The sequence below is a fragment of the Enhydrobacter aerosaccus genome (genome assembly GCF_900167455.1).
Classification (GTDB): Bacteria; Pseudomonadota; Alphaproteobacteria; order Reyranellales; family Reyranellaceae; genus Reyranella; species Reyranella aerosaccus.
Genome location: NZ_FUWJ01000002.1, coordinates 834077 through 859057, shown reverse-complemented (window position 1 = coordinate 859057; position 24981 = coordinate 834077). Strand labels below are relative to the sequence as shown.

Here is a 24981-nt window from a genome sequence, read left to right as displayed (position 1 = left end):
CGACATCTGCATCAGTCCGGTCTTGAGCAAGCGATGAGACAGCGTTGGCCGTCAGCTTCCGCTTGCACCCAGCTTCGCCTGAAGGTCGGCGATCTGCTTCTTCAGCTCTTCGTTCTCCTCGCGAGCCTTGGCGGCCATGGCCTTGACCACCTCGAACTCTTCGCGGCGCGGAATATCCATACCGTCGAGGATGCGGGCGATCTGGTCGCGCACGCGGGCTTCGACCTCGTCCTTCATGCCGCTCAGGGCGCCCATGGCGCCGTTGGCGAGCTTGGTGAGGTCATCGATAAATGGATTGCGGGTCTGCATGATGGGACTCCTGATGCGGTCAGTATGGTCGGCTGCTAGCATCCCGCGCAAGAACCCGGAGGACGCCGTGAGCCTTGTGAAAGTCGAATCGAGTGAAGGGATCACTACCATCACCATGACCCGTGCCGAAAAACGCAATGCCCTGACCCAGGAGCTTTGCGACGGGTTGTACGAAGCCTACCGCGCGTTCGAGGCGGGACAGGACAAGGTCGCGATCCTGCAGGCCGACGGATCCTCTTTCTGTGTCGGTGCCGACCTCCACAATCCGCCGCCCGCCATGTGGAAAGCGGTGCCGGATGTCAGCCACAAGCTCAGCAAGCCGGTCATTGCCGCCACGCAGGGCTGGGTGATCGGCGGCGGAATCTGCATGGTCATGACCTGTGATCTCATGGTCTCGGCCGATACGACCAAGTTCATGTATCCGGAAGCCAAGGTGGGCGTGTTCGGCGGCCTAATGCCCGGCATCGTCTCGCGCATGCCGCACAAGGTGGCGATGGAGTTGCTGCTGCTCGGCGAGGAGATTCCGGCCAAGCGCGCCTACGATGTCGGTTTCGTCAACAAGATCGTGCCGCAGGGCGAGGAGCGCAAAGAAGCGCGACGCATGGCGAGCGTCATCGCCAATTCGGCGCCGCTGGTCATTCGCACGCTGCGTGATTTCGCGAACCAGACGCTTCCCAAGGGGCCAGCGGAGATCTTCGTGCCCGAGCGTTACAAGCTCGAGCAGATCGCCAACAGCGAGGACCGGAAGGAAGGCGCGGCGGCCTTCCGCGAGAAGCGGCCGGCTCAATTCAAGGGCCGGTGAACGCGGCAGGAGGGAGAGAGATCGATGGGTAAGCTTCTGCTGGTCGGCTGCGGCAAGATGGGCGGCGCCATGCTCGATGGCTGGTTGTCGCGCGGATTGCCAGCGTCGGAGGTGATCGTTGCCGAACCGGCAGAGGCCTTGCGACCGAACAAGCCCGGTCTGTGCGCGGTCGCCTCCTCGGCCGAGGTGCGGGAGACCCCGGAGATCGTGGTGCTGGCGGTGAAGCCGCAGTCCATGGATCTGGTGCTGTCCGATCTGCGGCGCTTCGCCGAGGAGGGCGCCGTCTTCCTGTCGATCGCCGCCGGCAAGACTCTGAAATACTTCAGAAGCCATCTCGGGCCGTCGGCCAAGATCGTGCGCGCCATGCCCAATACCCCCGCCGCCGTGCGCCAGGGCATCACCGTCGCGACCGCTGGCGGCGGCGTCTCCGAGGCGCAGAAGAAGAAGTGCCAGGAGCTTCTGGAGGCCGTGGGCCAGGCGGTCTGGATCGAGGACGAGGCGTTGATGGATCCGGTCACGGCCTTGTCCGGCAGCGGGCCGGCCTACGTCTTCCTGCTGGTCGAGGCGATGGCTGCCGCAGGCACGAAGCTCGGGCTCGCGCCCGAGATGGCGATGCAACTGGCCCGGGCGACGGTGGTCGGCAGCGGTGAATTGTTGCGGCAATCCGCTGAACCTGCGGCCCAACTGCGCGTTAACGTGACCAGTCCCGGGGGCACCACGGCCGAGGCCCTCAAGGTGCTGATGGCCGACGATGGGCTTCAGCCGGTTTTCGACAAGGCATTGGCGGCCGCGTCGCGTCGGTCGAAGGAACTCGCGGGATGACGGTTGAAAGCGACAGGGCGCTCGAAGCCTTTCTCCGGCTGATTGGCGAAAAGGGCTTCGAAGCGGCGACGTTGCGCGACGTGGCGGAGGCCTCCGGTCTCGGCCTGGCGGAGCTCCATCGCGTCCATCCCGACAAGGTCTCGCTGATCCGGGCTTTCATGGCTCGGATCGATGCGGAGGTTCTGGGCGGGGCGCCAAAACAGCGCGATCCGGAGGAGACCGCGCGTGATCGGTTGTTCGACGTCATGATGCGCCGCTACGACTCCCTGCGCCCTCATCGCGAGGCCGTGCGGGCGATCCGGCGCGCAGCCCGACGGGACCCGATACTGGCGCTGGCGCTCGGCCCGGTTTTCGCGCGGTCGATGGCGGCCATGCTCGAGGCGGCGGCGTTGCCGAGCGAGGGCTTGGCCGGTCTGGTCCGCCAGCACGGGCTGCTGGCCATCCATTACGACGTGTCCCGGGTATTCGACCAGGACGACACCATGGACCTCTCCAAGACGATGGCGGCCCTGGACAATCGCCTCAAGACGGCGGAGCGGTGGGCCCAACCCTTTGAAAGATTTGCAAGTTCGGCACAGAGGGACGATCGGCGGCCGCTTGCGCCGTGAATATTTTGTGCAATGCACAAAAGTGCCTTGACTTCGGGCCGGCGACACATAGATTTCACATCGTTGTGCACCGCAACATGACGGTGCCGGATTTCTGTCTCGTCAAGCTGCTAGTCCCTAGGAGATAACCATGTACGCCAACGGTGCCTTCAAGAACCCCTTCACCGACTTCGATTTCACCAAGATCGCCGGTGAGTTCAAGTTCCCCGCCTTCAACGTCGAGTCGATCGTCGAGGCCAATCGCAAGAACCTCGCCGCCGTGACCACGGCCAGCACCTCGGCCGTCGAGTCGCTGAAGTCGATCGCGCAGCGTCAGGGCGACATGATCCGCGCGGCCATGGAAGACTTCTCCAAGCACGGCAGCGAAGTGCTCGCCGCCGCCACTTTCGAGGAGAAGGCCGCCAAGCAGATCGACTTCGCCAAGAAGTCGTATGACGCCGCGCTCGCCAACGCCAAGGAGATTGGCGACCTCTACACCAAGGGTCAGACCGAGGCGTTCAATGCGCTGAACGAGCGCATTGCCCAGCTGACGGACGAGGTCAAGGCGGCGATCGCCAAGAAGTAAGTCCATCGACAAGCGTCGATTGTGGGAAGGCCATTCTGCGAGGAATGGCCTTTTCTTTCGGGCGCGCGCCTCTAGGGTGCGCACCATGACGACGATCGCCTACGACGACTTCAGCAAGGTCGATATCCGTGTCGGCACCGTGCGAGCTGCGCGTCCGCTCGACGGCGCCCGCAAGCCTGCCCTCATACTGGAGATCGATTTCGGTCCCGAGATCGGCATCAAGAAGTCGTCGGCGCAGATCACGGTGCACTACACGCCGGAAAGCCTGATCGGCCGGCAGGTCGCGGCGGTCGTCAACTTTCCGCCGCGGCAGATCGGCAAGTTCATGTCCGAGGTGCTCACCCTCGGCTTTCCCGACCAGGATGGCGCGGTCGTGTTGATCGCGCCCGACAAGCCGGTGCCCAACGGCGGCAAGCTGTTCTAGCGCCTCGACGGAACGCCGCGGTTAGAACACCTTGTGGATCCAGCCGTGCGGATCGGGCGCGCGGCTACGCTGGATGCCGACGAGGGCGGCCTTGAGTTCCTCGGTCTTGGCGCCCGAGCCACCATTGCCGATCTTGAACTCGCCGTCCTTGCTGCGGACGGTGCCGATCGGAGTCACGACCGCCGCGGTGCCGCAGGCGAAGGCCTCCCGCAGCCGTCCGGTCCCGGCGTCGGTTCGCCACTGGTCGATCGAGTAACGTTCCTCGCGGACCTTGATGCCCTTGTCTTTGGCCAAGGTGATCAGCGACGAACGGGTGATGCCCGGCAGGATCGTGCCCCCCAGCGGCGGGGTCGAGAGCGAGCCGTCATCGAACACGAAGAAGACGTTCATGCCGCCCAGTTCCTCGATCCAGCGCTGCTCGACGGCATCGAGAAACACGACCTGGTCGCAGCCATGCTTGGTAGCTTCAGCCTGGGCCAGCAGGCTGGCAGCGTAGTTGCCGCCGCACTTGGCGGCTCCGGTGCCGCCCGGCGCGGCGCGGGTGTACTCGGTCGAGACCCACACCGAGACCGCCGGCGCATCGGTCTTGAAGTAGGAGCCGACCGACGAGGCGATGACCATGAACAGGTAGCCGGACGAGGGCTTCACGCCGAGGAAGTTCTCGTTGGCGAACATGAAAGGCCGCAGATAGAGGCTGCCATCTCCGTCGGGAATCCACGCGCGATCGGTGCTGACGAGCAGATCGCAGGCTTCGAGGAACACCGACTCGGGCAGGATCGGCATGGCCAGGCGCTTGGCCGATTGCTGGAAGCGGCGTGCATTCTCCTCCGGACGGAACAGCGTCGCGCCGCCGTCCGCGGTGCGATACGCCTTCAAGCCTTCGAAGATCTCCTGGGCGTAGTGCAGAACGGCAGCGGCGGGATCCATCGGGATCGGGGCGCGCGGTTCGATCTTGGCGTCGTGCCAGCCCTCGGCGTCGCTGTAATGGATCGTCACCATGTGATCGGTGAAGACGCGACCGAAGCCGGGATTCTTGAGGAGTTCGGCCCGCTTGGCGGCTGGAAGCGGCGACGGATGCGGGACACGCGCAAATTTCACGGATTGCGTATTGGGCATTTTTCTCTCGATGTTTCTTTCAACTGTAGCACAGGTCGCGAAATGAACAGATTCGCCGAACCCTTCGCAATCGGGCTGGCGCACGAGCTCGGCATAGTCCGCCATCAGCGTACGGGTCATCGGCCCGACCTGATAATGCCGATGATCGATGGCACCGACGGGGACGATCTCCGCCGCCGTGCCGCACAGGAACACTTCGCTGGCGTCGTCGAGTTCCTGCGGCATCACGGCGCGCTCCTCGACCTCCCAGCCGCGCTTGCGGGCCAGGCCGATCACCGCACGCCGGGTGATGCCGTCGAGAAAGTTCTCCACCTTGGGTGTCACGAGCTTCCCGCCAAGCACCAGGAACACATTGGCTCCCGTCGACTCGGCCAATCGGCCCTGCCAGTCGAGCATCAGGGCATCGTCGAAGCCTGCCTTCAACGCGCGGTCCTTCTCGATGCCGCAGATGATATAGAGGCCCGCCGCCTTGGCGGCGCCGGGCGCTACCTCGGGTGACGGCCGCCGATACTTCGCCATCGTGACCCTGATGCCGCCCGGCTTCACCTGAACCGACAATCGGCCTTCCTGCGCCCACGGCGCGATGGCCAGATGCACCTTGGTGCCGACGGCCGAGACTCCCATCACCTCCGAACCGCGCCAGGCAATGGGCCGGATGTAGCCAAAGGCCAAACCGTTGGCCTTCACCACCTCCCGCGTGGCGTCGTCGATCTGCTCGCGCGTCCAAGGCAGGTCGTAATCGAGCAGCCGAGCCGAATTGACCAGTCGCGCGCTGTGGGCGGAGAGGCGGAACACGCGCCCCTCGTAGATGCGCTCGCCTTCGAAGACCGCCGATCCGTAGTGCAGGGCGTGGGTCAGGACATGTGTCTTGGCTTCCCGCCAAGGCGTCAATTCACCGTCCAGCCAGATCCACCCGTCGCGGTCCGCCATCGATAATGACATTGCCGTTTATCTCCGCCGAAGATTCTTAATCGGTCTAATGGGACGACCTATACGCAATCTTTGGTCTAAATAGGTCAGCATCACTGACTATGTCAATATCGCTGTCAGCAACCCTCTCTTGCTAGCGGAAGGAGGCTGAACCTTTCCTGGACGGAGATGCTTGCGCGAAGACGGTGACGACCGGCTGTCCCGAACGAAGGCCGGTCTGTAACCTCGGCTTCATGGGTATCAACGCAGCGCCCCAGCCTCTATAAGGGGCGCCAACGCAGCCGACGTGTCAGTCATGGTCGAAACGAGATCCCCCGCTAACCCGCTGTTTCTGCGTGACGAAGAGCTGCGACAGGGCATCGAGCTGATGTTCTACGCCTATCGCGATTTCACCTTCGAGATCGATCAGCTGCTCAAGAGTTACCAGCTCGGCCGCGCCCATCATCGCGCGCTCTATTTCATCGGCCGTCATCCGGGCCAGACGGTGGGCCATCTGCTGTCCATCCTGAAGGTGACCAAGCAATCGATCAGCCGCGTGCTGAAGGATCTCCTGGAGCAGGGCTATGTCGAGCAGAAGAGTGGACCACGCGATCGACGCGAGCGGCGGCTGTGGCTCACCGAAAGGGGCCAGGCCTTGGAGCGCGAGCTGACGGAGCGCCAGAGCCAGCGCTTTGCTCGAGCCTATCGCGAGACCGGTGCGGATGCAGTGGAAGGCTTTCGCAAGGTGATGCTCGGTCTCCTCGATCCGGTGGAGCGGATCGAAGTCGACCGGCGTGTCCGTGGAGGCGGCCGCTGACCGAGATCGAGTCCGCCCCTGGCAAGCATCTGCCGCATATCCTGGTGGTCGACGACGATACCCGCCTGCGCGATCTGCTGAAGTCGTTCCTGTCGCGCAGCGGCTTTCGCGTCACCGTGGCCGGCAGTGCGGCCGAAGCGCGCGAGCGATTGGGCGTCCTTGATTTCGACCTGATCGTGCTCGACGTCATGATGCCGGGGCAGAACGGCCTCGACTTCGCGACGGAACTGCGCCGCACGAACGACGTGCCGATCCTGATGTTGACCGCGATGGGCGAAGCGAAGGACCGAATCGCCGGCCTGGAAGTGGGTGTGGACGACTATCTCAGCAAGCCGTTCGAACCGCGCGAACTCCTGCTGCGAATCCAGAGCGTGCTGCGGCGCGGGCGGCCAGCCGAGGTCGCCGCGGAACCGGGCAACGTCACGTTCGGGCCGATGCAGTTCAATCTGGCGCTGGGCGAGCTCACGCAGAAGGGCAAGCGCGTGCCGCTGACCGAAGCGGAAATTGCCCTATTGCGCGCGCTGAGCGCCCGCATGGGCGAGGCATTGAGCCGCGAGGCGCTGTGCAAGAGCGTGGGCGGCGGCATGACCGAACGCGCCATCGACGTGCAGGTCACCCGGCTGCGCCGCAAGATCGAACCGGATCCCGGCTTTCCCCGCTACCTGCGCACGGTTCGTGGCCAGGGCTACCGGTTGGTAGATGCATGAGCGCCGGCCGATGAAGTGGCTCCGCGACCGTTTCGAGGCGATCGCCGAATGGGCGGATCGTCACTCTCCACAGACGCTGTTTGCCCGCGCGCTGATCATCATTGTCGTGCCGATGCTGTTGCTGCAGGCCTTGAGCGCCTGGTGGTTCTACAGCCAGCGCGGCGACAACGTGACCAACCGGCTGGCGTTCCTGCTGGTGCGCGACCTGCGCATGCTGATCGCCATGCGCTCCGATTTTCCAGACGACGTTCATCGCGCCTGGATCACGAGCCACGCCGCCCAGGATCTGCTGCTCTATGTCCGCTTCTACAAGGGCATCGTCCAGGAATTCAAACCGCCGGCCTATTTCGACATCGTCGCCCGCGAGGTGCAGGGCGCGCTCGATGCGGATCTCAAGCGGCCCTACTTCATCGACAACGACGTCGGAGGCGACCAGCTGCTGCTGCAGATCCAGCTCAACGACGGCGATGTGATGGAAGTGCTGGTGCCGCATGTGCGCCTCACCTTCGGCTCCAGCTTCGCGTATGTGCTGGCCCAGCTCGGCCTGGCATTGGTCCTGTTCGGGCTGGCGATCTGGTTCATGCGGCGCGAACTCGTGCCCATCGAACATCTCGGGGTGGCCGCCGATGCGCTGGGCAAGGGACGTGACATTCCCGACTTCGCCTTCTCCGGCGGCACGCGCGAGGTCCGTAATGCGGCCACCGCTTTCCAGACCATGCGTATCAGGCTCAGCCGCTCGATCCAGCAGCGCACCGAGATGCTGGCGGGCGTCAGCCACGACCTGCGCACGCCGCTCACGCGCATGAAGCTCTCCCTGGCGCTGCTGCCCGAGTCGCCCGAGACCAAGGAACTCGGCGCCGACGTCGCCGACATGGAGCGCATGATCGAAGGTTACCTGGCCTTCGCGCGCGGCGAGGGCGACGAGGAAACCGAGCCGGTCGATCTCTCGGATATCCTAGAAGACGTCGCGGCCGGCGCGCGCCGCGACAATGCCAAGGTCGAGGTGAACTGGCAGGGCGACATGCTGGTCGAACTGAGGCCGCTGGCGGTCAAGCGCTGCCTGACCAATCTCGTCGCCAATGCCTTGCGACACGGCAAGCGAGCCGAGATCCGGGCGGTCCGGGCGAAGACCTCCGTCGAGATCACGGTCGATGACGACGGCCCGGGCATTCCACCCGAACGGTACGAGGATGTGTTCCGGCCGTTCTACCGGCTCGACGAATCCCGCAATGTCGACACAGGCGGTGTCGGCCTGGGCCTCACCATCGCCCGCGACGTGGCGCGCAGCCATGGTGGCGACGTGTCACTCGCGCCGTCGCCTCTGGGCGGCCTGCGCGTGATCGTGCGGCTTCCCGTCTAGACTAAGCCACCCGGAAGCTTGCAGCTCCGACAGCCTGCTCCTGCGAAAGCGGCATAGCCTGCCGTCTTGACAGGCGCTGCCGCTCGCAGTCTGTTTAGGGGACGTCCGAGGGGTGTCCGGTCTCCGTCAGGAGCCCGGTCTGAGACAGCCGGTTGCGGCTGAACCCTTTGAACCTGATCCGGGTCATGCCGGCGAAGGAACGGGAGTTTCAGGTGAGTCAGTCCAGAATCATTGTCGTGGGAGCGGGCGTCGCAGGTCTTTGCTGCGCCCTCGAATTGAGCGAGCGCGGGTACTCGGTCGAAGTGGTCGAGCGGGGCCGCACGCTGGGCGACGGCTGCTGTTCATGGATGGCGGGCGGTATGCTCGCCCCGTGGTGCGAACGGGCCGGTACCGATCCGGTGATCGCCGCGCGGGGCGCACCCTCCATTGCCTGGTGGACGCGGCATTATCCGGGCACGGTGCATGAGGGCACCCTTGTGGTGGCCCATCCGCGCGACACTGTCGAGCTGACGCGCTTTGCCGATCGCACCGAACGCTACGAGCGTATCGATGGCGCGCGAATCGCCGAACTCGAACCCGATCTCGCCGGCCGATTCCGACAGGGGCTTTTCTTCGCCGAAGAGGCGCACGTCGATCCGCGTCGGGCCCTGATGGCCCTGGCGGAAGCGCTGCGCCGACGGGGCGTGCCGATCCGCTTTGGCACGGAAGCCTCGCCGACCGGGATCCAGGCGCCCCTGGTGGTCGACTGCCGCGGTCTTGCTGCGCGTGAAGCGCTGACGGACCTGCGGGGTGTGCGGGGCGAGATGCTGGTGATCCGCTCGCGCGACGTGCGGTTCTCGCGGCCGGTGCGGCTGTTGCATCCGCGCATTCCGCTCTACATCGTGCCACGTGGCGACGGTGTCTTCATGGTGGGCGCCACCATGATCGAGAGCGACACGCGCAGCGGTCCGACGGTGCGCTCGACACTCGAGCTGTTGAATGCGGCCTATGCGCTGCATCCGGCGTTCGCCGAAGCCGAGATTCTCGAGATCAATGCCGATGTGCGGCCCGCCTTCCCCGACAACATTCCGGCCGTCCGCCGCATCGGCCGGACGCTGCATCCGAATGGACTCTATCGCCACGGATTTCTGCTGGCGCCGGATCTGGCGCGACAGGTCGCCGACAGCGCGGCCGAACTGCTTCCTCCTTTGGAGATGATCGATGCGGATCTACGTCAACGGCGACCAGCGTGAGGTCGAGCCGGGCACGCTCGCCGTGACCCTGGACGCGCTGGGCTATGGCGGGCGCAAGATTGCGACGGCGGTGAATGGCCGCTTCGTTGCGGCCACTGCCCGCTCTGCAATGCCAGTCAACGAGGGCGACAAGATCGAGGTCGTGGCGCCCATGCAGGGAGGCTGAGCCATGGCCTTCTATGGTGTCGACCTGAAGTCGCGCTTGCTGCTCGGTACGGCGCGCTATCCGTCGCCGAAGATCCTGGCCGATGCGATCCAGTCCTCGGGCGCGGAGGTCGTGACGGTGTCGCTGCGCCGCGAGTCGGGGCCGGAGCGCAGTGGTCAAAGCTTCTGGGCTCTGGTGCGGTCCATGGGTGTGCGCGTGCTTCCCAACACGGCCGGCTGCCATTCGGTAAAGGAGGCGGTCACCACCGCCCATATGGCGCGCGAGCTGTTCGACACGCCCTGGATCAAGCTCGAAGTCATCCGTGACGACGACACGTTGCAACCCGATGTCTTTGGCCTGGTCGAGGCCGCCCGCATCCTGACGGAGGAAGGGTTCGAAGTGTTCCCCTACACGACGGAGGATCTCTCGGTTGCCGATCGCCTGGTAGAGGCTGGCAGTCGTGTGCTGATGCCGTGGGGAGCGCCGATCGGTTCGGCCCGCGGGTTGAACAACGTCTATGGCCTCAAGGCGCTGCGGGCCCATTTCCCGGACATTCCGCTGGTGGTCGATGCCGGGCTGGGCGTGCCGTCACACGCGGCCGCCGCCATGGAACTCGGCTACGACGCGGTCTTGCTCAACACCGCGGTGGCCGAGGCCGGCGATCCCGTTGCCATGGCCAAGGCCTTTGCGCTGGCGATCGAGGCGGGCCATATGGCCTTCAAGGCACAGCCCATGGAGCCGCGCGATATGGCGGTACCGTCGACGCCGACGATCGGCCGCGCCGCACTTGGGGATTGAAGATGATCGATCCGTTCTATCCTGTCGTTCCGGATGCGGGTTGGGTGGCACGCCTGGTTCCGGCCGGCGCCCGATTCATCCAGCTGCGAATCAAGGACCAGCCTGAGGATGAGCTGCGCCGGCAGGTGCGCGAGGCCAAGGCGGTGTGCGAGGCGCACGGCGCCGATTTGATCGTCAACGATTACTGGCGAATCGCGATCGACGAGAAATGTCGCTGGGTCCATCTCGGCCAGGAGGATCTGGTCGATGCTGACGTGAGGGCGATCCGCCGTGCCGGCCTGCTGCTGGGCGTCAGCACACACGATCATGCCGAGCTCGAGAAGGGCCTGGCGGCCGATCCCGACTACGTGGCGCTGGGACCGATCTATCCGACGCTGCTCAAGAAGATGCCCTGGGCGCCGCAGGGACTGGAGCGGATCGCCGAGTGGAAGAAAATGATCGGCAACAAGCCGCTGGTCGCCATCGGCGGTCTGACCGTGGAGCGCGCCAGGCTCTGCCTGGCGGCCGGCGCCGATTCGGCGGCCGTCGTCGGTGACATCGTCAATCACGCCGATCCGCTGGGGCAGACCAGGGCCTGGATCGCCGCGACGAGAGTAGCCGCATGACCGATCGTTATGCCCGCCAGACCATCCTGGGCGAGGTCGGCGTTGCCGGCCAGGCGAAGCTTGCCGCGGCGTCGGTGCTGGTCGTCGGCGCGGGTGGGCTCGGCTGCCCGGTGCTCCAGTATCTTGCGGGAGCGGGGATCGGCCATCTGACGATCGTCGATCACGACACGGTCGAGGAAACCAATCTTCATCGCCAGCCGCTTTATGCGATGTTCGATATCGGCCGACCGAAGGCAGAAGCGGCGCGTGCTGTCTTGCAGCGCTTCAATCCCGGTATCGTCGTGGAGGCCGTGGTCGAGCGCCTGACGCCGCAGAATGTCGAGCGACTGGTGGCGGCAGCCGATATCGTCGTCGATGCCGCCGACAGCTTTGCCGCGACCTACATCCTGAGCGATGCCTGTCACGTCGCGAACAAGCCTCTGGTGAGTGCCTCGGTGATCGGTCTGACGGGCTATGTCGGCGCTTTCTGTGGCGGCAGCCCCAGCTATCGTGCCGTCTTTCCGGAGGTCTCGATCGATGGGGGCACCTGCGCCACTGTCGGAGTCCTCGGCACGGCCGTCGCGGTTCTGGGCAGCCTGCAGGCCCACATCGTGTTGAACCTGCTGCTCGGCATGGAGCCCTCGCCGCTGGGACGGGTCGTGACCTTCGATGCCAAGCGGCTGGTCTTCGGCGGGTTCGGTTTCGAAGGCAGTCCGGAGGCGGAGGCGACCGTGCCGTTCATCGCTCCTTCCGGCGTGAGGGACGACGATCTGGTGGTCGATCTGCGTGGCCTCGATGAAGCGCCGGTTTCTCCTTTTTCGGCGGCGCGGCGGCTCGATGTCGATCACATCGACGAACTCGTCACGCAACCTCTGCCGTCCGCGCGCATTGTGCTGTGTTGCCGTAGCGGCCAGCGGGCGCTGATGGCCGCGGATCGGCTGCGGGAGCGGGGATTGGCCAACCTGGCCTTGGTCGCCCTAGGGTAGCAAGATACGTCCTCTTTCACGAAGGAGTTCGCCATGGGCCAGCACACGACCGACACGATCGTCCTTCATCACATCGAGGGATTGGTGGCGGAAGAGAAGGAGCTCTACGAGAAGGGCGAGATCTCCGATGCCGACAAGCAGCGCCTCGGCAAGATCAATGTCGAACTGGATCGCTGCTGGGATCTGCTGCGGCAGCGCCGCGCCCTGCGGGAGTTCGGCCGCAATCCGGATGACGCCGAGGTGCGGTCCGCCAAGACCGTCGAGAACTACCAGGGCTGACACGCCGCGCTGGGGCCAGCCGCCTGATCAGTGCAGCGCGTTGCGCAAGCCTTCGTTGGAGACCTGCATCAGGCCGCCAAACGGCAGGCCTAGCTCCATGATCAGATAAAGCGCGGCCGACGCCGATAATATGCAAACGAAAAGCACGATGCCCAATGTGGCGTTCGGTGCCGACGACATGCTGAACACGCCGAAGATGAACATCAGCCAGATCACCAGGACGATCATGAAGGTGGCGGATATCGAGTCGGCGGGCTGGGCGAACAATGACATGTAGGTCTGCGAGAGATCGGTGCTGACCTGCAAGGCCCGGGCCTGAATCGAGCTCTGGACGCCGTTCTTGGGCGTCAGTCCGCGAATCAGGTAGAGCGTGGTCTCGCTATGGGGCTTCGACGTCGGCTTCACGCCGCGGGCCTCGGCATCGTCCTTCCAGATCGAATCGATCAGCGGCTCGATCTCGGAACGCAGCGCGGCGCGGACCGATTTTGCCTCCGGGCCATACTCGTCCAGGAGCTGGTCGAGTTCGACGACGTCGGCCGTCATGCGACTGACGGAAGCGCTGTTATGTTCGAAGGACGTGCGGGTGGCGGAGAACAGCAAGGCCAGGACCAGCGCCGACATCGTGGCGATGAGTGCTGTCGCGAGCTTTATGACATCTTTTGAATCGCCATTCAGATGATGGTCGGGAAGCCGAGAGCGGAGATACATGCCGATCAGGGCACTGGCGAGGATCAGTCCGAAGGCCGTTGCGGCCGAAGCGATGGGACTCACGTTTGAACTGGCCAAATCACGAAGGTCATGGGAAGCGCCCGCAAGAATCCGCAGGTGCACGGCAATTTTCTCTAACATCGCCGACAAAGCGGATCAACGCTTTCGCCGGTTGGCACATGCCCAATCTGGGTGCTCGGCTCGCAACTCCGACCGGCGTCTGCCGTTCCCCTTCGGGAACCAGGGAGTTGATCAAAATGGCGCATAGTCGAGCGGTGGTCTGGATCCAACCTCACGAGGCCAAGTTGTTTGCCTTCGATGCCGACAAGGTGGAACGGAAGCGCATTCCCGCTGATGACGCCCGTGCTCATGCCGCCCGGGATTCGGGCAACGTGAGGGACGAGCATCTGCGCGACGATCGGCAGTTCTTCGAGGCGGTGCTGGCGGCGGTGGAGGGCGATCTCGACGACTCCGGGCGATGGGTCATCGTCGGCAGCGATAAGCCGGCTTCGGAGTTCGGCAAGTACGTTCACGATCACGCCGAGGCATTGCAGGCCAAGCTGGTCGGCGTCGAGCGGAGCAGCGACCTGTCCGAACAGAAGATTCTCGACCTTGCTCGACGCCGTTTGGGAGCGGCGGCGCGGGTCGATCAGGGTCGAGCCTGACGCAGGCTCCAGATACCGGTCAACTGGCCTTAGCCCTTCTTCTCCCAGCGCGCGGCAGCTTGGGTGTCGCCTTCGTGCGCGCCGACCCATTGCTCGCCCGCCGACGTGTCTTCGAGTTTCCAGAACGGCGCCTTGGTCTTGAGCCAGTCGACCAGGAACTCGCAGGCCTCGAAGGTGGCCTCGCGATGCGCCGATCCGACCGCGACAAGGACGATCCGGTCGCCGGCCGCCAGTCTGCCATGGCGATGGACGATCAACGTCGCCTCGAGCGGCCAGCGCCGTTGGGCCTCGTCTTCGATCTCTTCCAGGGCCTTTTCGGTCATCCCCGGATAGTGCTCGAGCGTGAGCGCATCGATCCGGTCGCGGTGGAGGCCGTCGCGGACGTGCATCTCGCGCACCAGACCGACGAACACGGCCAAGCCGCCGATGCGCTTGTTGTCTCGCGTCAGGCGCTCGAGTTCGGCGCCGACATCAAAATCCTCTTCCTGCACGCGCACCGACATGGGCATCAGCCTCCCGTGAAAGGAGGAAAGAAGGCCACTTCCTGCGCACCGGCAAGCGGCGTGTCGAAGGGCGCCGTACGGTGATCGACGGCGGCGCCGAACGCAGCACCTTCGGCCAAGGCCTCCGCATGGCCCGCACTGCGCGCGCGCAGCCACATGACCAGGTCGGCCACGGTGCGGACGTCGGCGGGAACATCGACTTGTTCCTCAGCGACGCCGACGGTGCGCTTCATCCAGGCGAAATATTTCACTTTCATCCGGCCGTGTCCTATTCCGCGCTGCTCGTCGATGCATCCTCCGCCATGTGCCGCAGACCGGTACGCAGATAGTCGTAGCCGGTAATCAGGGTCAGGCCAGCGGCGATCCAGATCAGCCACAGGCCAACGGTGGTGATGATCGGCGCCGCCGCATCGCCAACCAGGAGGAAGGCGATCGCTGCCATCTGTACCGTGGTCTTCCACTTGGCGAGTTGGCTGACGGGCAAGCCGACACGCAGCTCGGCGAGGAATTCGCGTAGGCCGGAGACCAGGATCTCGCGCGCCAGGATGATGAGCGCGGCGAAGACATGGACGCCCTGCAAGGGACCGCGATGCACCAGCATGACCAATACCGCCGCGACCAGCAATTTGTCGGCGATCGGATCGAGGAAGCGTCCCAGGCGCGAAATCTGGTGGTAGCGCCGCGCGAAGTAACCGTCGAACCAGTCGGTGATCGCCGCCGCCGCGAACAGGAAGACCGACACCCAGGGCGACCAGGGCCGGTCGAGCCACATGGCGATGACGACCAACGGTATCGCCACGATGCGCGACAGGGTGAGAAGGTTGGCGGTATTCAACATGTCTGGCGGACCATACGGCGCGGCCTAAGTGATTGTCACGACTCAAGGCCCGAACAAAGCTAATGGCTGCCGCGGAAATGATCGTGGATCTTCCGGGCGAGGGCATCGGAGATTCCCGGTACCGACTTGATGTCCTCGAGCGTCGCGACGGCGACGGCGCGGGCGCTGCCGAAATGATGCAGGAGGGCGCGCTTGCGGCCGGCGCCGATGCCCGGCACTTCGTCGAGAGCGGAGCGGGTGATATCTGCTGCACGGCGCGTGCGATGAGTTCCGATGGCGAATCGATGCGCTTCGTCGCGCAGCCGTTGCAGGAAGTAGAGCACGGGGTCGCGATGTTCGAGCGAGAAGGGCGGACGGCCGGGCACGAAGAAGCGTTCGCGACCCGCGTCGCGATCCGGTCCTTTGGCAATGCCGACGATCGCGATGTCTTCCAGTCCGAGTTCGGTCAGCACCTGACGCGTCACCTCGAGCTGGCCCTGGCCGCCATCGATCAGCACCAGATCGGGCCAATGCTCCTCGTCGCGTTCGGGATTTTCCTTCAAGGCTCGGCCGAAACGACGGCTCATGACTTCGCGCATCATCGCAAAGTCGTCGCCGGCCGCCCCCTCCGACTTGATGTTGAACTTGCGGTATGAATTCTTGATGAAGCCATCCGCTCCGGCGACGATCATGGCACCGATCGGGGCCGCGCCCTGGATGTGGCTGTTGTCGTAGACCTCTATCCGTTCGGGCGGCGCATCCAGGCCGAACACGCGCGCCACGCCCTCCAGCAGCTGCCGCTGCGTGCCACGTTCGGCCATCCGACGGGCCAGCGCCTCGCGGGCGTTGGTGACAGCCTGGTCGAGGGCGTCCTTCTGATCTCCGCGCTTGGGATTGCGGATCTCGACCTTGTGTCCGGCCGACAGCGACAGGGCGCTCTGCAACAGTTCCGCTTCCGCGACCTCATGGCTGGTCAACACGAGCTTCGGCGCGGATCGCGACTCGTAGAACTGCCCGATGAAGGCCGACAGCACGGCCGCCTCGTCGAGTTCCCTGGCATGGCTCGGGAAGTAGGCGCGGTTGCCGAGATTCTGTCCCGCGCGCAGGAAGAAGACCTGTACGCAGACCTGGCCGCCCTCGGCATGGGCCGCGAAGATATCGGCCTCGTCGATCGAATGCAGGCTGATCGATTGATGCGACTGGATATGCGCCAGCGCCTTGATGCGATCGCGCAGGACGGCCGCCTGCTCGAATTCGAGATTGGCCGAAGCCTGCTCCATGCGCTGCGACAGCGCCTGTTGCACCTCACGGTTCTTGCCACCGAGGAAGTCGCGCACCTCGTCGACGATCGCGTCATAGTCGGTCTTGCCGATGCGGCCGACGCACGGGGCCGTGCAGCGCTTGATCTGATACTGCAGGCACGGCCGGGTGCGCGTCGAAAACACGCCATCCGAACAGGAGCGCAAGGGAAAGGCGCGTTGCAGCGCGTAGAGCGTGCGGTTGACGGCGGTGGCCGATGCGAACGGGCCGAAATACTCGTTGGCCGGATCGCGGTTGCCGCGGTGCTTGGCGAGCTGCGGCCATTCGGTGTCGCGGCGGATGACGATGTAGGGGAACGACTTGTCGTCCCGCAGCAGCACGTTGAAGCGCGGGCGGAAGCGCTTGATGAGGTTGTTCTCGAGCAGCAGCGCTTCTGCTTCGCTGTCGGTGACGGCGAACTCCATGGTTCGCGTTGCCGACACCATCCGGATGAGGCGGGTCGCGAGGCGCGTCGGCTGGGTATAGGCGGCAACCCGGCTGCGCAGCGACCGCGCCTTGCCGACATAGAGGACCTCTCCGTCGGCGCTGATCATGCGGTAGACGCCAGGCTTGCGCGGCAGCGTATGCACGAACTCGGCGATCACCCGGATGCCGTCGGCAAGCGAGCCTTCGCTGGGAAGCTGCTCGGTATCGATTTCGTCGTTCACGAGGGGTGTGGGGAAGTCTGTGAAAAAGCCAGACGGCTGTCCGCTGTTACATCGGCGTCACCGTATTGACTCAATGTAGTCAGGGTGGCAACGGCTTGCCACCCTGAGCTAACGCATTGTCAGACTTTGCGTATTTCCTTCGATCCTGCCCCTTGTCGACGCTGGACAGGACAAATGTTCCCGGTTTGATCCGATTGGCTGAGGCGCTTCGTTCTGTGGGTAAAATTGGTGATTTCTAGAGCACCGAGAGCATCCGGCCCACCAGCGGATGGCGAACTACGTCGCTGTCGAGCAGGCGAACCACGGCGACATCGTCCAATCCTTCCAGGCGCTGCGCGATGGCGCTCAGCCCGGAAAGTTCGGGCAGCAGGTCGGTCTGGTCCGGATCGCCGGTCATGACCATGGTCGAATGCCAGCCAAGCCGGGTCAGCAGCATCTTGATCTGGCCGTAGGTGCAGTTCTGCGCCTCGTCGATGAGGACGAAGCTGTTGTTGAGCGTGCGCCCGCGCATGAAGGCGACGGGCGCGATCTCGATGGTGCCATCGTCGAGGTTCTGTCGCAGGCGCTTGGCGCCAAGGCGATCGTTCAGCGCGTCCCACAAGGGACGCAGATACGGATCCAGCTTCTCGCGCATGTCGCCCGGCAGGAAGCCAAGGTTTTCGCCGGCTTCCACGGCCGGCCGCGACAGGATGATCCGCGAGACGGTCCCGGCTTCCAGCGCTTCGACGGCGGCGGATATGGCGAGATAGGTCTTGCCCGTGCCGGCGGGTCCGACGGCGATGGTCAGTGGCTTGGAGTCGATCGCCTCCATCAGGAGGCGTTGGTTCTCGCTGCGCGGGCGGATCTTGCGGATGTAGCTCTGATCTCGGTCATTGGCCGGGGCGTGGTCGAAGACGAGATTGTGAATACGGGCGCTATCGACGGCATGAAGCTTCGCACGGCGGGCGGCGCGTTTGGCCATATTCAAACTCCGAGGTCAGAGGCTGGAGAGTGGAGCCGAGTGCCCGAACAGCAAAACGCCCCCGCGAGCGGGGGCGAAGGCAATCGGCAGCAGGGCGAAGGGTAGAGCCGACAGGGCACACGGTGGATGTTCCACCGGTGATCTGTGTTCCGTCGGGGCACAAGGTCCTCGAACGGATAAGCACCTCCCTTAGCTACCGGGAAAAAGCGTATCGCGAATGTGGCGGTCCGGCCACCAGATTTATGCGCCTTCGCCGAAATTTCACACTAGGTAAAGCGTCCATGCCGTACGCAACTGTACCGGGCCGGCCCGGCTAACGGCCCTGGAGCCTCAAACTGTTGCTGGGCTGCCACAGCTATGGCGCCAAAGCGGCCTTGGACCGCCATTTTGGGCAACGTGCGTTCTCATCGTGTCGTTGCAGTGACGTCACCTATGCCAGCTGAGGAGGAAGGTTCCGAATGAAGAACGCACTGCTGGGCGCGGCCGCCCTCATCGCCCTGCCGTTGGCGGCAGCCAACGCGCAATCCGACTGGTTCACGCCGGGACCGACGAATCCCGGCTTCTACATCGGCGCGGAAGGTGGCCTTAACTGGCTGCTGACCAGCGGAAGCTACCAGTCGCAGACAGGATATGCCGTGGGCGGCAAGGTCGGTTACGACTTCGTCGGTCCGCGTCTCGAACTCGAGAGCATTTACCGCAACAACCAATCATCGGGTTATGTCCTGTTTCCAGGGGGCACTGCTTGGGTGAACGGCCAGATCAACGATCTCTCGGTGATGGCCAATGCGCTGTACGACTTCCTGCCCGGGGCCATCGTCACACCGTATATCGGCGCTGGCTTGGGCATTGCCTTCCTCGACCCATCGGTCTCTGCGGGCTGCACCATGTGCAATACGCAGTTCGCCTACCAGGGCATGATCGGTATCGGTTTCAAGGCGACGCCCAATATCCGCATCGACCTGGAAGGCCGCTACTACGGCACGACCAACCCCAACACGTTCAACAACAACAACATCTCGCTGCTGTTGGGCGTAAGCTACAAGTTCGGCCAGCCTGAACAGGTCGCGCCGCCGCCGCCCGCGGCCGCACCGTCCGCACCGTCCTTCATGGTGTTCTTCGACTGGGATCGCGCCAACCTGTCCCAGCAGGCGCTGGCGACGATCCAGCAAGCGGCGGACGCTTACAAGACCAAGGGCAATGCGCGCATTACGGCGACCGGCCACACCGATACGTCGGGTCCGGAGAGCTACAACATGGCGCTGTCGCTGCGTCGTGCCAACGCGGTCAAGGACGCCCTGGTGCGTGACGGCGTGCCGGCCACGGCGATCTCGGTCGTCGGCAGGGGCGAGAGCCAACCGCTGGTCCCGACTCCGGACGGCGTGCGCGAGCCGCAGAACCGCCGAGTGGAAATCGTCGTACAATAATAATCTGTCCCTGGAACTCATGAACGGCCGGGCCCGTCCCGGCCGTTATTTTTTGTCACCGCCTCGATCAGATCTCGGTCGGCGTGGCCGCGCGGAAAGGCTGGATCCGCAACTTCGGCATCCCGCCGACGTTGGAATTTCTTCGTAGAGTGGATGAGCGGAGGCCGCCCCGGGTGAACTCGTCGTTCCAAGAGACGCCTGAATGGTCCGACATCCTATCAGGCCGCGACTGGTCGTCGACGCCGCTGGGACCCCCGGAAAAGTGGCCGGAGGATTTGCGGAAGACAGTCGTCCTCATCCTCGAATCGATTCAAGGCAGGATCGAAGAGCGTGCCACCGAGTTGGCGGCCGCAAATGCCAGCCTCGTGCAGGAAGCTGCCGAACGGCTGCGGATCGAAAGCCGCCTGCAGCATTTCGTCGAGGGAGTCGTCGACTACGCTCTCTTCATGCTCGACCCGAACGGCATCGTCACCAACTGGAACACGGGTGCCCAACGCATCAAGGGCTACGCGGCGTCGGAGATCATCGGCCGTCACTTCGAGCGCTTCTATACGCCGGAGGATCGCGCCGCGGGCGTGCCGGCGCGCGCGCTGCAGACGGCCATCCGCGAAGGCAAGTTCGAGGCCGAGGGTCTGCGGGTGCGCAAGGACGGCACTACGTTCTGGGCGAACGTCGTGATCAATCCGATCCGGGACGACAAGGGCGAACTGCTGGGGTTCGCCAAGATCACCCGGGACGTAACCGAACGTCACCGGGCGCAAGAGGCCCTCCAGCGCACCCAGGAGCAGTTGGCGCAGGCGCAGAAGATGGAAGGCATCGGCCAGCTCACGGGCGGGGTGGCGCACGACTTCAACAACCTGCTGACCGTCATCATCGGCAATCTCGAATCCATCCGCCGCACACTGGGCACCACGCCGCTCGATCACGAGCGGCTCGGGCGCTCGATCGACCATGCCATGCGCGGTGCCGAGCGCGCCGCGTCCCTGACGCAGCGGCTCCTGGCCTTCTCCCGACGACAGCCGCTCGATCCCAAGCCGGTCAATGTCGGACGGCTGGTGGCCGGCATGTCGGAACTCCTGCGGCGGACATTGGGCGAGCAGGTCGCGATCGAGACGGTGCTGGCAGGCGGTCTATGGCCCGTGCTCGTCGATCCCAATCAGCTCGAGGTCAGCATCCTGAACCTGGCGGTGAACGCGCGCGACGCCATGCCGGGAGGTGGCAAGCTCACGATCGAGACGGCGAACGCGCATCTCGACGAAGCCTATGCGAGAGCGCAGACCGAGGTGGTGCCAGGGCAGTACGTGGTGCTGGCCATCAGCGATACCGGCGTCGGCATGTCGCGCGAGGTCCAGGCGCGCGCCTTCGAGCCGTTCTACACCACGAAGGATATCGGACAGGGCACCGGCCTCGGCCTCAGCCAGGTGTACGGCTTCGTCAAGCAGTCGGGCGGGCATGTGAAGCTCTATAGCGAGGAGGGATATGGCACCACGGTGAAGCTCTATCTGCCGCGCCTGATGGCCGAGCAGGATGTTCTCGTCGAACCCGAGCAGGTCCATCACACGCCGCGCAGCCGAAATGGCGAAACGATCCTGGTGGTGGAGGACGACGAGGATGTGCGCGCCCACTCCACTGGCATCCTGCGCGAACTGGGATATGACGTCCTGGAGGCAGCGACGGCGGCGGCGGGACTGCAACTGCTTCATGGCCATCCTGAAATCCGCCTCATGTTCACGGATGTCGGGCTGCCGGGCGGCATGAACGGACGCCAGCTCGCCGATCATGCCCGCAGCATCCGACCCGACCTCAAGGTACTGTTCACGACGGGCTATGCGCGCAATGCGATCGTGCACGAAGGGCGCCTCGATCCTGGCGTTTCGCTTCTGACCAAGCCATTCACTTTTTCCGATCTGGCCCGCAAGCTCGGCGACATGCTTGACGAGGCAAGCGCGCCGCCACGGGTGCTGCTCGTGGAGGACGATGCGATGAGGCAAATGGCAGTGGCCGAGCAGGTCAAGGAACTCGGTTATCGCGTCGAGGTTGCCGGATCCGCTGCCGAAGCGATCAGCAAGGTTCGTCTGATGGCAGACGATATCGCCTTGGCGATCATCGACATCAGCCCGCCCGGCCGCGGCGGCGATGCGCTGCTGAGCGAGTTGCGGGCCCTGAATGCCCACCTGCCTGTCGTCTTCACTAGCCCCGATTCGGGCAGCCTGCCGCGCCGCTTCGCCGCTGACCCGTTCGTTGTCCTGGTTCGTAAACCCTACACGGGGAAGGACCTGAAGTCGGCCATCGACCGACTGCGGATGGCCTGACGGCATCTTTACAACGGGGCGTCGGCCGGCCACGTTTCGCCCGTTGGGGAAAACGGAGACAACGGTTCGATGGGGCAGGGAGCGGTGCGCGGTGTCGCCGTGATGGTGACGATGCTTGCGCTGTGGGACCGGGGCGCGTCTCTCGCACAGGGAGTCGGATTCCTCACCGAGCAGCAGCGGCTTGCCAGCTATTGTACCGGCGTGTCCGAAGCGCGGCTGCGCGACCTCAACGACTTCCTCAAGATCGACTGTGCGGGATCCAAGCGTAAGGAGTGCGTCACGGCTGCGGACGAACTCGGCCGTGCCCAGATCATGGACCGTCGGCTGTGGGCCTACCTCACGAAGGAAATCTTTACCTCGAAGGACCAAGGCCCGCGCGAACGAGCCCTTGCCTACAGTCAGATGACCAGGGGCAGCGATAATTGGCTGGCCTGCAAACGACGCCCGCCGCGCACCGATCCCGATAACCTGCCCGCGTGCCGGGAATCGCGTGGCTGCTTGATCGAGGAGCGCTTTTCGTTCCTTCCGCCGTGAGCATGGTGCCCAGCCGACTCGGGCAATTGCAGTCGATACCCGGCGCAGTCGCTCCGTGGGCATCGCCGGACATGGAAAGCCCGTCCCGCGGGGGAGCGACGGGACGGGCCCAAGCCCTTCGTCAGGAAAGGGCTACAGGAGCAATCAGCGCCTGCTGGTCATTCAACGTCAGCTCGCCGCAATCGTTGCGCCCTTCGAGCCTGGAGCCGGTCGCGCTTCGCCCCGAATTGTCGGCGTCTCGGGCATCGCTCCGCGCCGCGATAATTTGATCTCGGCTTGGTCACAGGCGAGCGCCGAAAGATGGCAAGATCGGCGCCGCAATCGTCAAGTTTGCGATCGGAAGGATTGGGGTATGAGCAGCGAACTCTGGAAGATGACGGCGGTCGAAGCGGTGTCCCGGCTGAAGAAGCGGGAAATCTCGCCGCTGGACCTGATCGATGCGTCGGCCACGCGAATTGCGCAGGTGGAACCGTCGGTCAATGCCTTGCCGACGCTCTGCCTCGATCGGGCGCGTGCCCATGCCAAGCGCCTGATGACGGGCGAGGCCAACGAGGCGGAGGGAGAGGCGGGCTGGCTGGCCGGGCTTCCCGTCTCGATCAAGGATCTCACCGATGTCGCAGGGGTGAGGACGACCTACGGCTCGCCCCTGTTCGCCAACCATGTCCCGACCCGGTCGCATCCGCTTGTCGAACGCATCGAGCGCAAGGGCGGCATCGTCGTGGCGAAATCCAACACGCCCGAATTCGGCGCCGGCGGCAGCACCTTCAACGAGGTGTTCGGGCGCACGCGCAATCCCTGGAACACGTCGCTGACCTGCGGTGGGTCGACCGGCGGCGGCGCCGTCTCGGTGGCGACCGGCGAAGTGTGGCTGGCCCACGGCTCCGATCACGGCGGCTCGCTGCGCCGGCCCGGGACCTATTGCTCGGTTGTGGGCCTGCGGCCGTCGCCGGGCCGCGTGACGCGCGGCACCTCGAACAATCTCTGGTCGCCACAGTCCGTGCAGGGACCGATGGCACGCACCGTGGCCGATCTTGCGCTGTTCCTCGACACCATGGCCGGCTTCTGTCCCGAGGATGCGATGACCTTCGATGCGCCGGCGCGGTCGTTCAGTGCCGCCGTTGCCAGTCCCGTGGCGCCGCGACGCGTGGCCTTCACCGCGGACTTCAACGCCAAGTTCGAGCTCGACAGTGAAATTCGCGAGATCTGCACGCGCATGGCGCGGCGCTTCGAGGAGATGGGCTGCATCGTCGAGGAAGCGTCGCCTGATTTCGGTCCGGTGGACGAAGTGTTCATGGCCCTGCGGAGCCAGCAATTCGTCGTCGATCGCGAGCTTCAGCTCCAGGCGCATCGCGACAAGATCAAGCCCGACATCATCTGGAACACCGAGATCGGTCTCAAGCAGACGGCGAGTCGGCTGGCCTGGGCCGAGCGCGAACGTGCAGCATTGTACCGTCGCATGGTCGAGTTCTTTCGGACCTACGATCTGCTCGTGACGCCGGGAGCGCCGACGGCCGCCTTCGATGTCAATCTGCGGGCGCCGGCCACGATCGCGGGCAAGAAGCTCGAAAACTACATGGCCGGCTCGACGCTCAATTCGGCCATCACCGTCACCGGCAGCCCGGCCATCGCCGTGCCCTGCGGCTTCGACAGCCATGGCCGGCCGGTCGGGCTCCAGCTCGTCGGCAAGCCGCGCGGCGAGGCGGCTCTGCTGCAGGCCGCTTCGCTGTACGAAAGCGTGGTGGGCCTGCACAAGCTCCTGCCCATCGACCCCAAGCCGGGAACCGTGCCACCATCCTCCCCATAAGAACGCGGCCTTAAGGGCCGGGAGGAAACGATGCGGGTTGTGATCACGGGCGCGAGCCGAGGCATCGGTCGCGCGACGGCGCTCAAGCTTGCCGAGAGCGGCGCCAAGGCTTTCACCCTGTGCGACATCGCCTATCTCGACGAGCTCGAGGCACTGGCAGGATCACTGCGCAGCTCGGGCTGCGTCGTGCGCACGCTCAGGACCGACATGGCGAAACCCAACGCGCCGGCGCAGGTCATCGCGGCGGGCGTCAAGGCCATGGGCGGCATCGATGCCATCGTGGGCAATGCCGGCATCACGGCGCCGGCCAAGCTCGCCGACCTCGATCTCGCGACCTGGAACAAGGTCTTCGATGTCGATCTTCGCGCCAACTGGCTGCTGGCCAAGGCCGCCTATCCGCATCTGCGCCGGAGCAAGGGAGCGGTGGTGATGCTGGCGTCGATGGCGGGCGTGATGCCGCAGCTGCCGACCGGCGCCTACAGTCCGGCGAAGGCCGCCCTGATCATGCTGACGCAGATGCTGGCAATGGAATGGGCTTCCGACGGCATTCGCGCCAACTCGGTCTGCCCGGGCTTCGTCCATACCTCCATGACGGACGCCATCTATCGCCAGCGCAAACTGGCGCGCGGCCGGGCGAAGCTGGTGCCGCTGGGCCGCGTCGCGTCACCGGCCGATATCGCAGACGCCATCGCCTTCCTGCTGAGTCCCGCTGCCAGTTACATCACCGGCCAGGCCTTGATCGTAGATGGCGGGCTGACGCGTTCCATCCTCAATCATGTTCCCGGCATCGCCGCCACACCGCTTGCGAAGAAGGGGAAATGAG

The 24981-nt window shown here is 64.7% G+C and carries 28 protein-coding genes, 1 pseudogene and 1 riboswitch; of the genes and pseudogenes, 20 read left to right on the top strand and 9 right to left on the bottom strand.

The annotated features are described in order from the left end of the window. Positions 1 to 51: 51 nt before the first annotated feature. Positions 52 to 309: an accessory factor UbiK family protein gene (locus B5D62_RS13355; protein ID WP_218191051.1), complete on the bottom strand. Its 258-nt coding sequence runs from the start codon at positions 307 to 309 to the stop codon at positions 52 to 54. Between the two features lie 67 nt (positions 310 to 376). On the opposite strand from B5D62_RS13355, the gene B5D62_RS13350 reads away from it, so the two are divergent. The 5 genes from B5D62_RS13350 to B5D62_RS13330 all read left to right on the top strand — a co-directional run bounded on the left by B5D62_RS13350 (position 377) and on the right by B5D62_RS13330 (position 3530). Further along, positions 377 to 1111, top strand: a complete 735-nt coding sequence (locus tag B5D62_RS13350) for an enoyl-CoA hydratase/isomerase family protein (RefSeq protein ID WP_170920922.1) — start codon at positions 377 to 379, stop codon at positions 1109 to 1111. A gap of 24 nt (positions 1112 to 1135) precedes the next feature. Further along, positions 1136 to 1933 carry a pyrroline-5-carboxylate reductase gene (proC, locus tag B5D62_RS13345; protein ID WP_085934333.1) on the top strand — a complete coding sequence of 266 codons (798 nt, stop codon included), beginning with the start codon at positions 1136 to 1138 and terminating at the stop codon, positions 1931 to 1933. Beyond that, the gene (locus B5D62_RS13340; protein ID WP_085934332.1) at positions 1930 to 2541 is read left to right on the top strand and encodes a helix-turn-helix domain-containing protein; all 612 of its coding nucleotides are present in this window, start codon (positions 1930 to 1932) and stop codon (positions 2539 to 2541) included. The genes proC and B5D62_RS13340 overlap by 4 nt, the downstream gene beginning before the upstream one ends. A 130-nt stretch (positions 2542 to 2671) precedes the next feature. Beyond that, positions 2672 to 3106, top strand: a complete 435-nt coding sequence (locus B5D62_RS13335) for a phasin family protein (RefSeq protein ID WP_085934331.1) — start codon at positions 2672 to 2674, stop codon at positions 3104 to 3106. A gap of 85 nt (positions 3107 to 3191) precedes the next feature. Then, a complete protein-coding gene (locus tag B5D62_RS13330) occupies positions 3192 to 3530 on the top strand; it encodes a tRNA-binding protein (RefSeq protein WP_085934766.1) in 339 nt (112 codons plus the stop codon). A gap of 21 nt (positions 3531 to 3551) precedes the next feature. Here B5D62_RS13330 and B5D62_RS33755 read toward each other — a convergent pair whose 3' ends face one another. Both B5D62_RS33755 and B5D62_RS33750 read right to left on the bottom strand, forming a co-directional pair. Next, positions 3552 to 4646 (bottom strand): branched-chain amino acid aminotransferase, encoded by a 1095-nt coding sequence (locus B5D62_RS33755; RefSeq protein WP_170920957.1) that lies wholly within the window; start codon positions 4644 to 4646, stop codon positions 3552 to 3554. An 87-nt stretch (positions 4647 to 4733) separates the two neighbouring features. Next, a pseudogene (locus tag B5D62_RS33750) lies at positions 4734 to 5576 on the bottom strand (branched-chain amino acid aminotransferase); the annotation flags it as partial. 295 nt (positions 5577 to 5871) lie between these two features. Here B5D62_RS33750 and B5D62_RS13320 point away from each other — a divergent pair. From B5D62_RS13320 to B5D62_RS13280, 9 genes are all read left to right on the top strand, one after another. Continuing rightward, complete coding sequence (locus B5D62_RS13320; RefSeq protein WP_085934329.1) at positions 5872 to 6372, top strand: MarR family winged helix-turn-helix transcriptional regulator; 501 nt, start codon at positions 5872 to 5874, stop codon at positions 6370 to 6372. A gap of 44 nt (positions 6373 to 6416) precedes the next feature. Continuing rightward, positions 6417 to 7079, top strand: coding sequence for a response regulator (locus B5D62_RS13315; RefSeq protein WP_269435099.1), 663 nt, complete (start codon positions 6417 to 6419; stop codon positions 7077 to 7079). Between the two features lie 10 nt (positions 7080 to 7089). Next, positions 7090 to 8439, top strand: a complete 1350-nt coding sequence (locus tag B5D62_RS13310; protein WP_170920921.1) for an ATP-binding protein — start codon at positions 7090 to 7092, stop codon at positions 8437 to 8439. Between the two features lie 98 nt (positions 8440 to 8537). Further along, positions 8538 to 8656, top strand: a riboswitch (TPP riboswitch). Then, positions 8652 to 9671: an FAD-dependent oxidoreductase gene (locus tag B5D62_RS13305; RefSeq protein WP_085934327.1), complete on the top strand. Its 1020-nt coding sequence runs from the start codon at positions 8652 to 8654 to the stop codon at positions 9669 to 9671. Its footprint overlaps the riboswitch before it by 5 nt. Then, a complete protein-coding gene (gene thiS / locus B5D62_RS13300; RefSeq protein WP_085934326.1) occupies positions 9640 to 9837 on the top strand; it encodes a sulfur carrier protein ThiS in 198 nt (65 codons plus the stop codon). The genes B5D62_RS13305 and thiS overlap by 32 nt, the downstream gene beginning before the upstream one ends. A 3-nt stretch (positions 9838 to 9840) precedes the next feature. Continuing rightward, positions 9841 to 10614: a thiazole synthase gene (locus B5D62_RS13295; protein ID WP_085934325.1), complete on the top strand. Its 774-nt coding sequence runs from the start codon at positions 9841 to 9843 to the stop codon at positions 10612 to 10614. Positions 10615 to 10616: 2 nt separating this feature from the next. Continuing rightward, complete coding sequence (locus B5D62_RS13290) at positions 10617 to 11219, top strand: thiamine phosphate synthase (protein ID WP_085934324.1); 603 nt, start codon at positions 10617 to 10619, stop codon at positions 11217 to 11219. Further along, positions 11216 to 12184 (top strand): HesA/MoeB/ThiF family protein, encoded by a 969-nt coding sequence (locus B5D62_RS13285; protein ID WP_085934323.1) that lies wholly within the window; start codon positions 11216 to 11218, stop codon positions 12182 to 12184. Before B5D62_RS13290 ends, B5D62_RS13285 begins: the two co-directional genes overlap by 4 nt. Before the next feature lie 33 nt (positions 12185 to 12217). After that, positions 12218 to 12463, top strand: coding sequence for a DUF2630 family protein (locus B5D62_RS13280; protein ID WP_085934322.1), 246 nt, complete (start codon positions 12218 to 12220; stop codon positions 12461 to 12463). Between the two features lie 27 nt (positions 12464 to 12490). Here B5D62_RS13280 and B5D62_RS13275 read toward each other — a convergent pair whose 3' ends face one another. Then, on the bottom strand, positions 12491 to 13234 hold the full coding sequence (locus tag B5D62_RS13275; RefSeq protein WP_085934321.1) for a bestrophin-like domain: 744 nt from the start codon (positions 13232 to 13234) through the stop codon (positions 12491 to 12493). A gap of 194 nt (positions 13235 to 13428) precedes the next feature. Between B5D62_RS13275 and B5D62_RS13270 the strand changes: the two genes are divergently transcribed. After that, positions 13429 to 13836 carry a hypothetical protein gene (locus tag B5D62_RS13270; protein ID WP_085934320.1) on the top strand — a complete coding sequence of 136 codons (408 nt, stop codon included), beginning with the start codon at positions 13429 to 13431 and terminating at the stop codon, positions 13834 to 13836. Positions 13837 to 13865: 29 nt separating this feature from the next. Here the strand turns inward: B5D62_RS13270 and B5D62_RS13265 are convergent, their stop codons facing one another. From B5D62_RS13265 to B5D62_RS13245, 5 genes are all read right to left on the bottom strand, one after another. After that, the gene (locus B5D62_RS13265) at positions 13866 to 14339 is read right to left on the bottom strand and encodes a molybdenum cofactor biosynthesis protein MoaE (RefSeq protein WP_085934764.1); all 474 of its coding nucleotides are present in this window, start codon (positions 14337 to 14339) and stop codon (positions 13866 to 13868) included. 5 nt (positions 14340 to 14344) lie between these two features. Continuing rightward, entirely contained in the window at positions 14345 to 14596 is a 252-nt protein-coding gene (gene moaD, locus B5D62_RS13260; RefSeq protein ID WP_085934319.1) for a molybdopterin converting factor subunit 1, read from the bottom strand. Positions 14597 to 14607: 11 nt separating this feature from the next. Then, positions 14608 to 15177 (bottom strand): CDP-diacylglycerol--glycerol-3-phosphate 3-phosphatidyltransferase, encoded by a 570-nt coding sequence (gene pgsA, locus B5D62_RS13255; RefSeq protein ID WP_085934318.1) that lies wholly within the window; start codon positions 15175 to 15177, stop codon positions 14608 to 14610. A 59-nt stretch (positions 15178 to 15236) separates the two neighbouring features. After that, on the bottom strand, positions 15237 to 17123 hold the full coding sequence (uvrC, locus tag B5D62_RS13250; RefSeq protein ID WP_231714797.1) for an excinuclease ABC subunit UvrC: 1887 nt from the start codon (positions 17121 to 17123) through the stop codon (positions 15237 to 15239). Between the two features lie 235 nt (positions 17124 to 17358). Next, on the bottom strand, positions 17359 to 18084 hold the full coding sequence (locus B5D62_RS13245) for a PhoH family protein (RefSeq protein WP_085934317.1): 726 nt from the start codon (positions 18082 to 18084) through the stop codon (positions 17359 to 17361). A 458-nt stretch (positions 18085 to 18542) separates the two neighbouring features. On the opposite strand from B5D62_RS13245, the gene B5D62_RS13240 reads away from it, so the two are divergent. The 5 genes from B5D62_RS13240 to B5D62_RS13220 all read left to right on the top strand — a co-directional run bounded on the left by B5D62_RS13240 (position 18543) and on the right by B5D62_RS13220 (position 24980). Then, positions 18543 to 19508, top strand: a complete 966-nt coding sequence (locus tag B5D62_RS13240; protein ID WP_085934316.1) for an OmpA family protein — start codon at positions 18543 to 18545, stop codon at positions 19506 to 19508. A 275-nt stretch (positions 19509 to 19783) separates the two neighbouring features. Beyond that, positions 19784 to 21820, top strand: coding sequence for a response regulator (locus B5D62_RS13235; RefSeq protein ID WP_218191050.1), 2037 nt, complete (start codon positions 19784 to 19786; stop codon positions 21818 to 21820). 69 nt (positions 21821 to 21889) lie between these two features. After that, on the top strand, positions 21890 to 22354 hold the full coding sequence (locus B5D62_RS13230) for a hypothetical protein (protein ID WP_085934314.1): 465 nt from the start codon (positions 21890 to 21892) through the stop codon (positions 22352 to 22354). 352 nt (positions 22355 to 22706) lie between these two features. Next, complete coding sequence (locus B5D62_RS13225; RefSeq protein ID WP_085934313.1) at positions 22707 to 24158, top strand: amidase; 1452 nt, start codon at positions 22707 to 22709, stop codon at positions 24156 to 24158. A 30-nt stretch (positions 24159 to 24188) separates the two neighbouring features. Beyond that, positions 24189 to 24980, top strand: a complete 792-nt coding sequence (locus B5D62_RS13220; protein WP_085934312.1) for an SDR family NAD(P)-dependent oxidoreductase — start codon at positions 24189 to 24191, stop codon at positions 24978 to 24980. Position 24981: the final 1 nt, after the last annotated feature.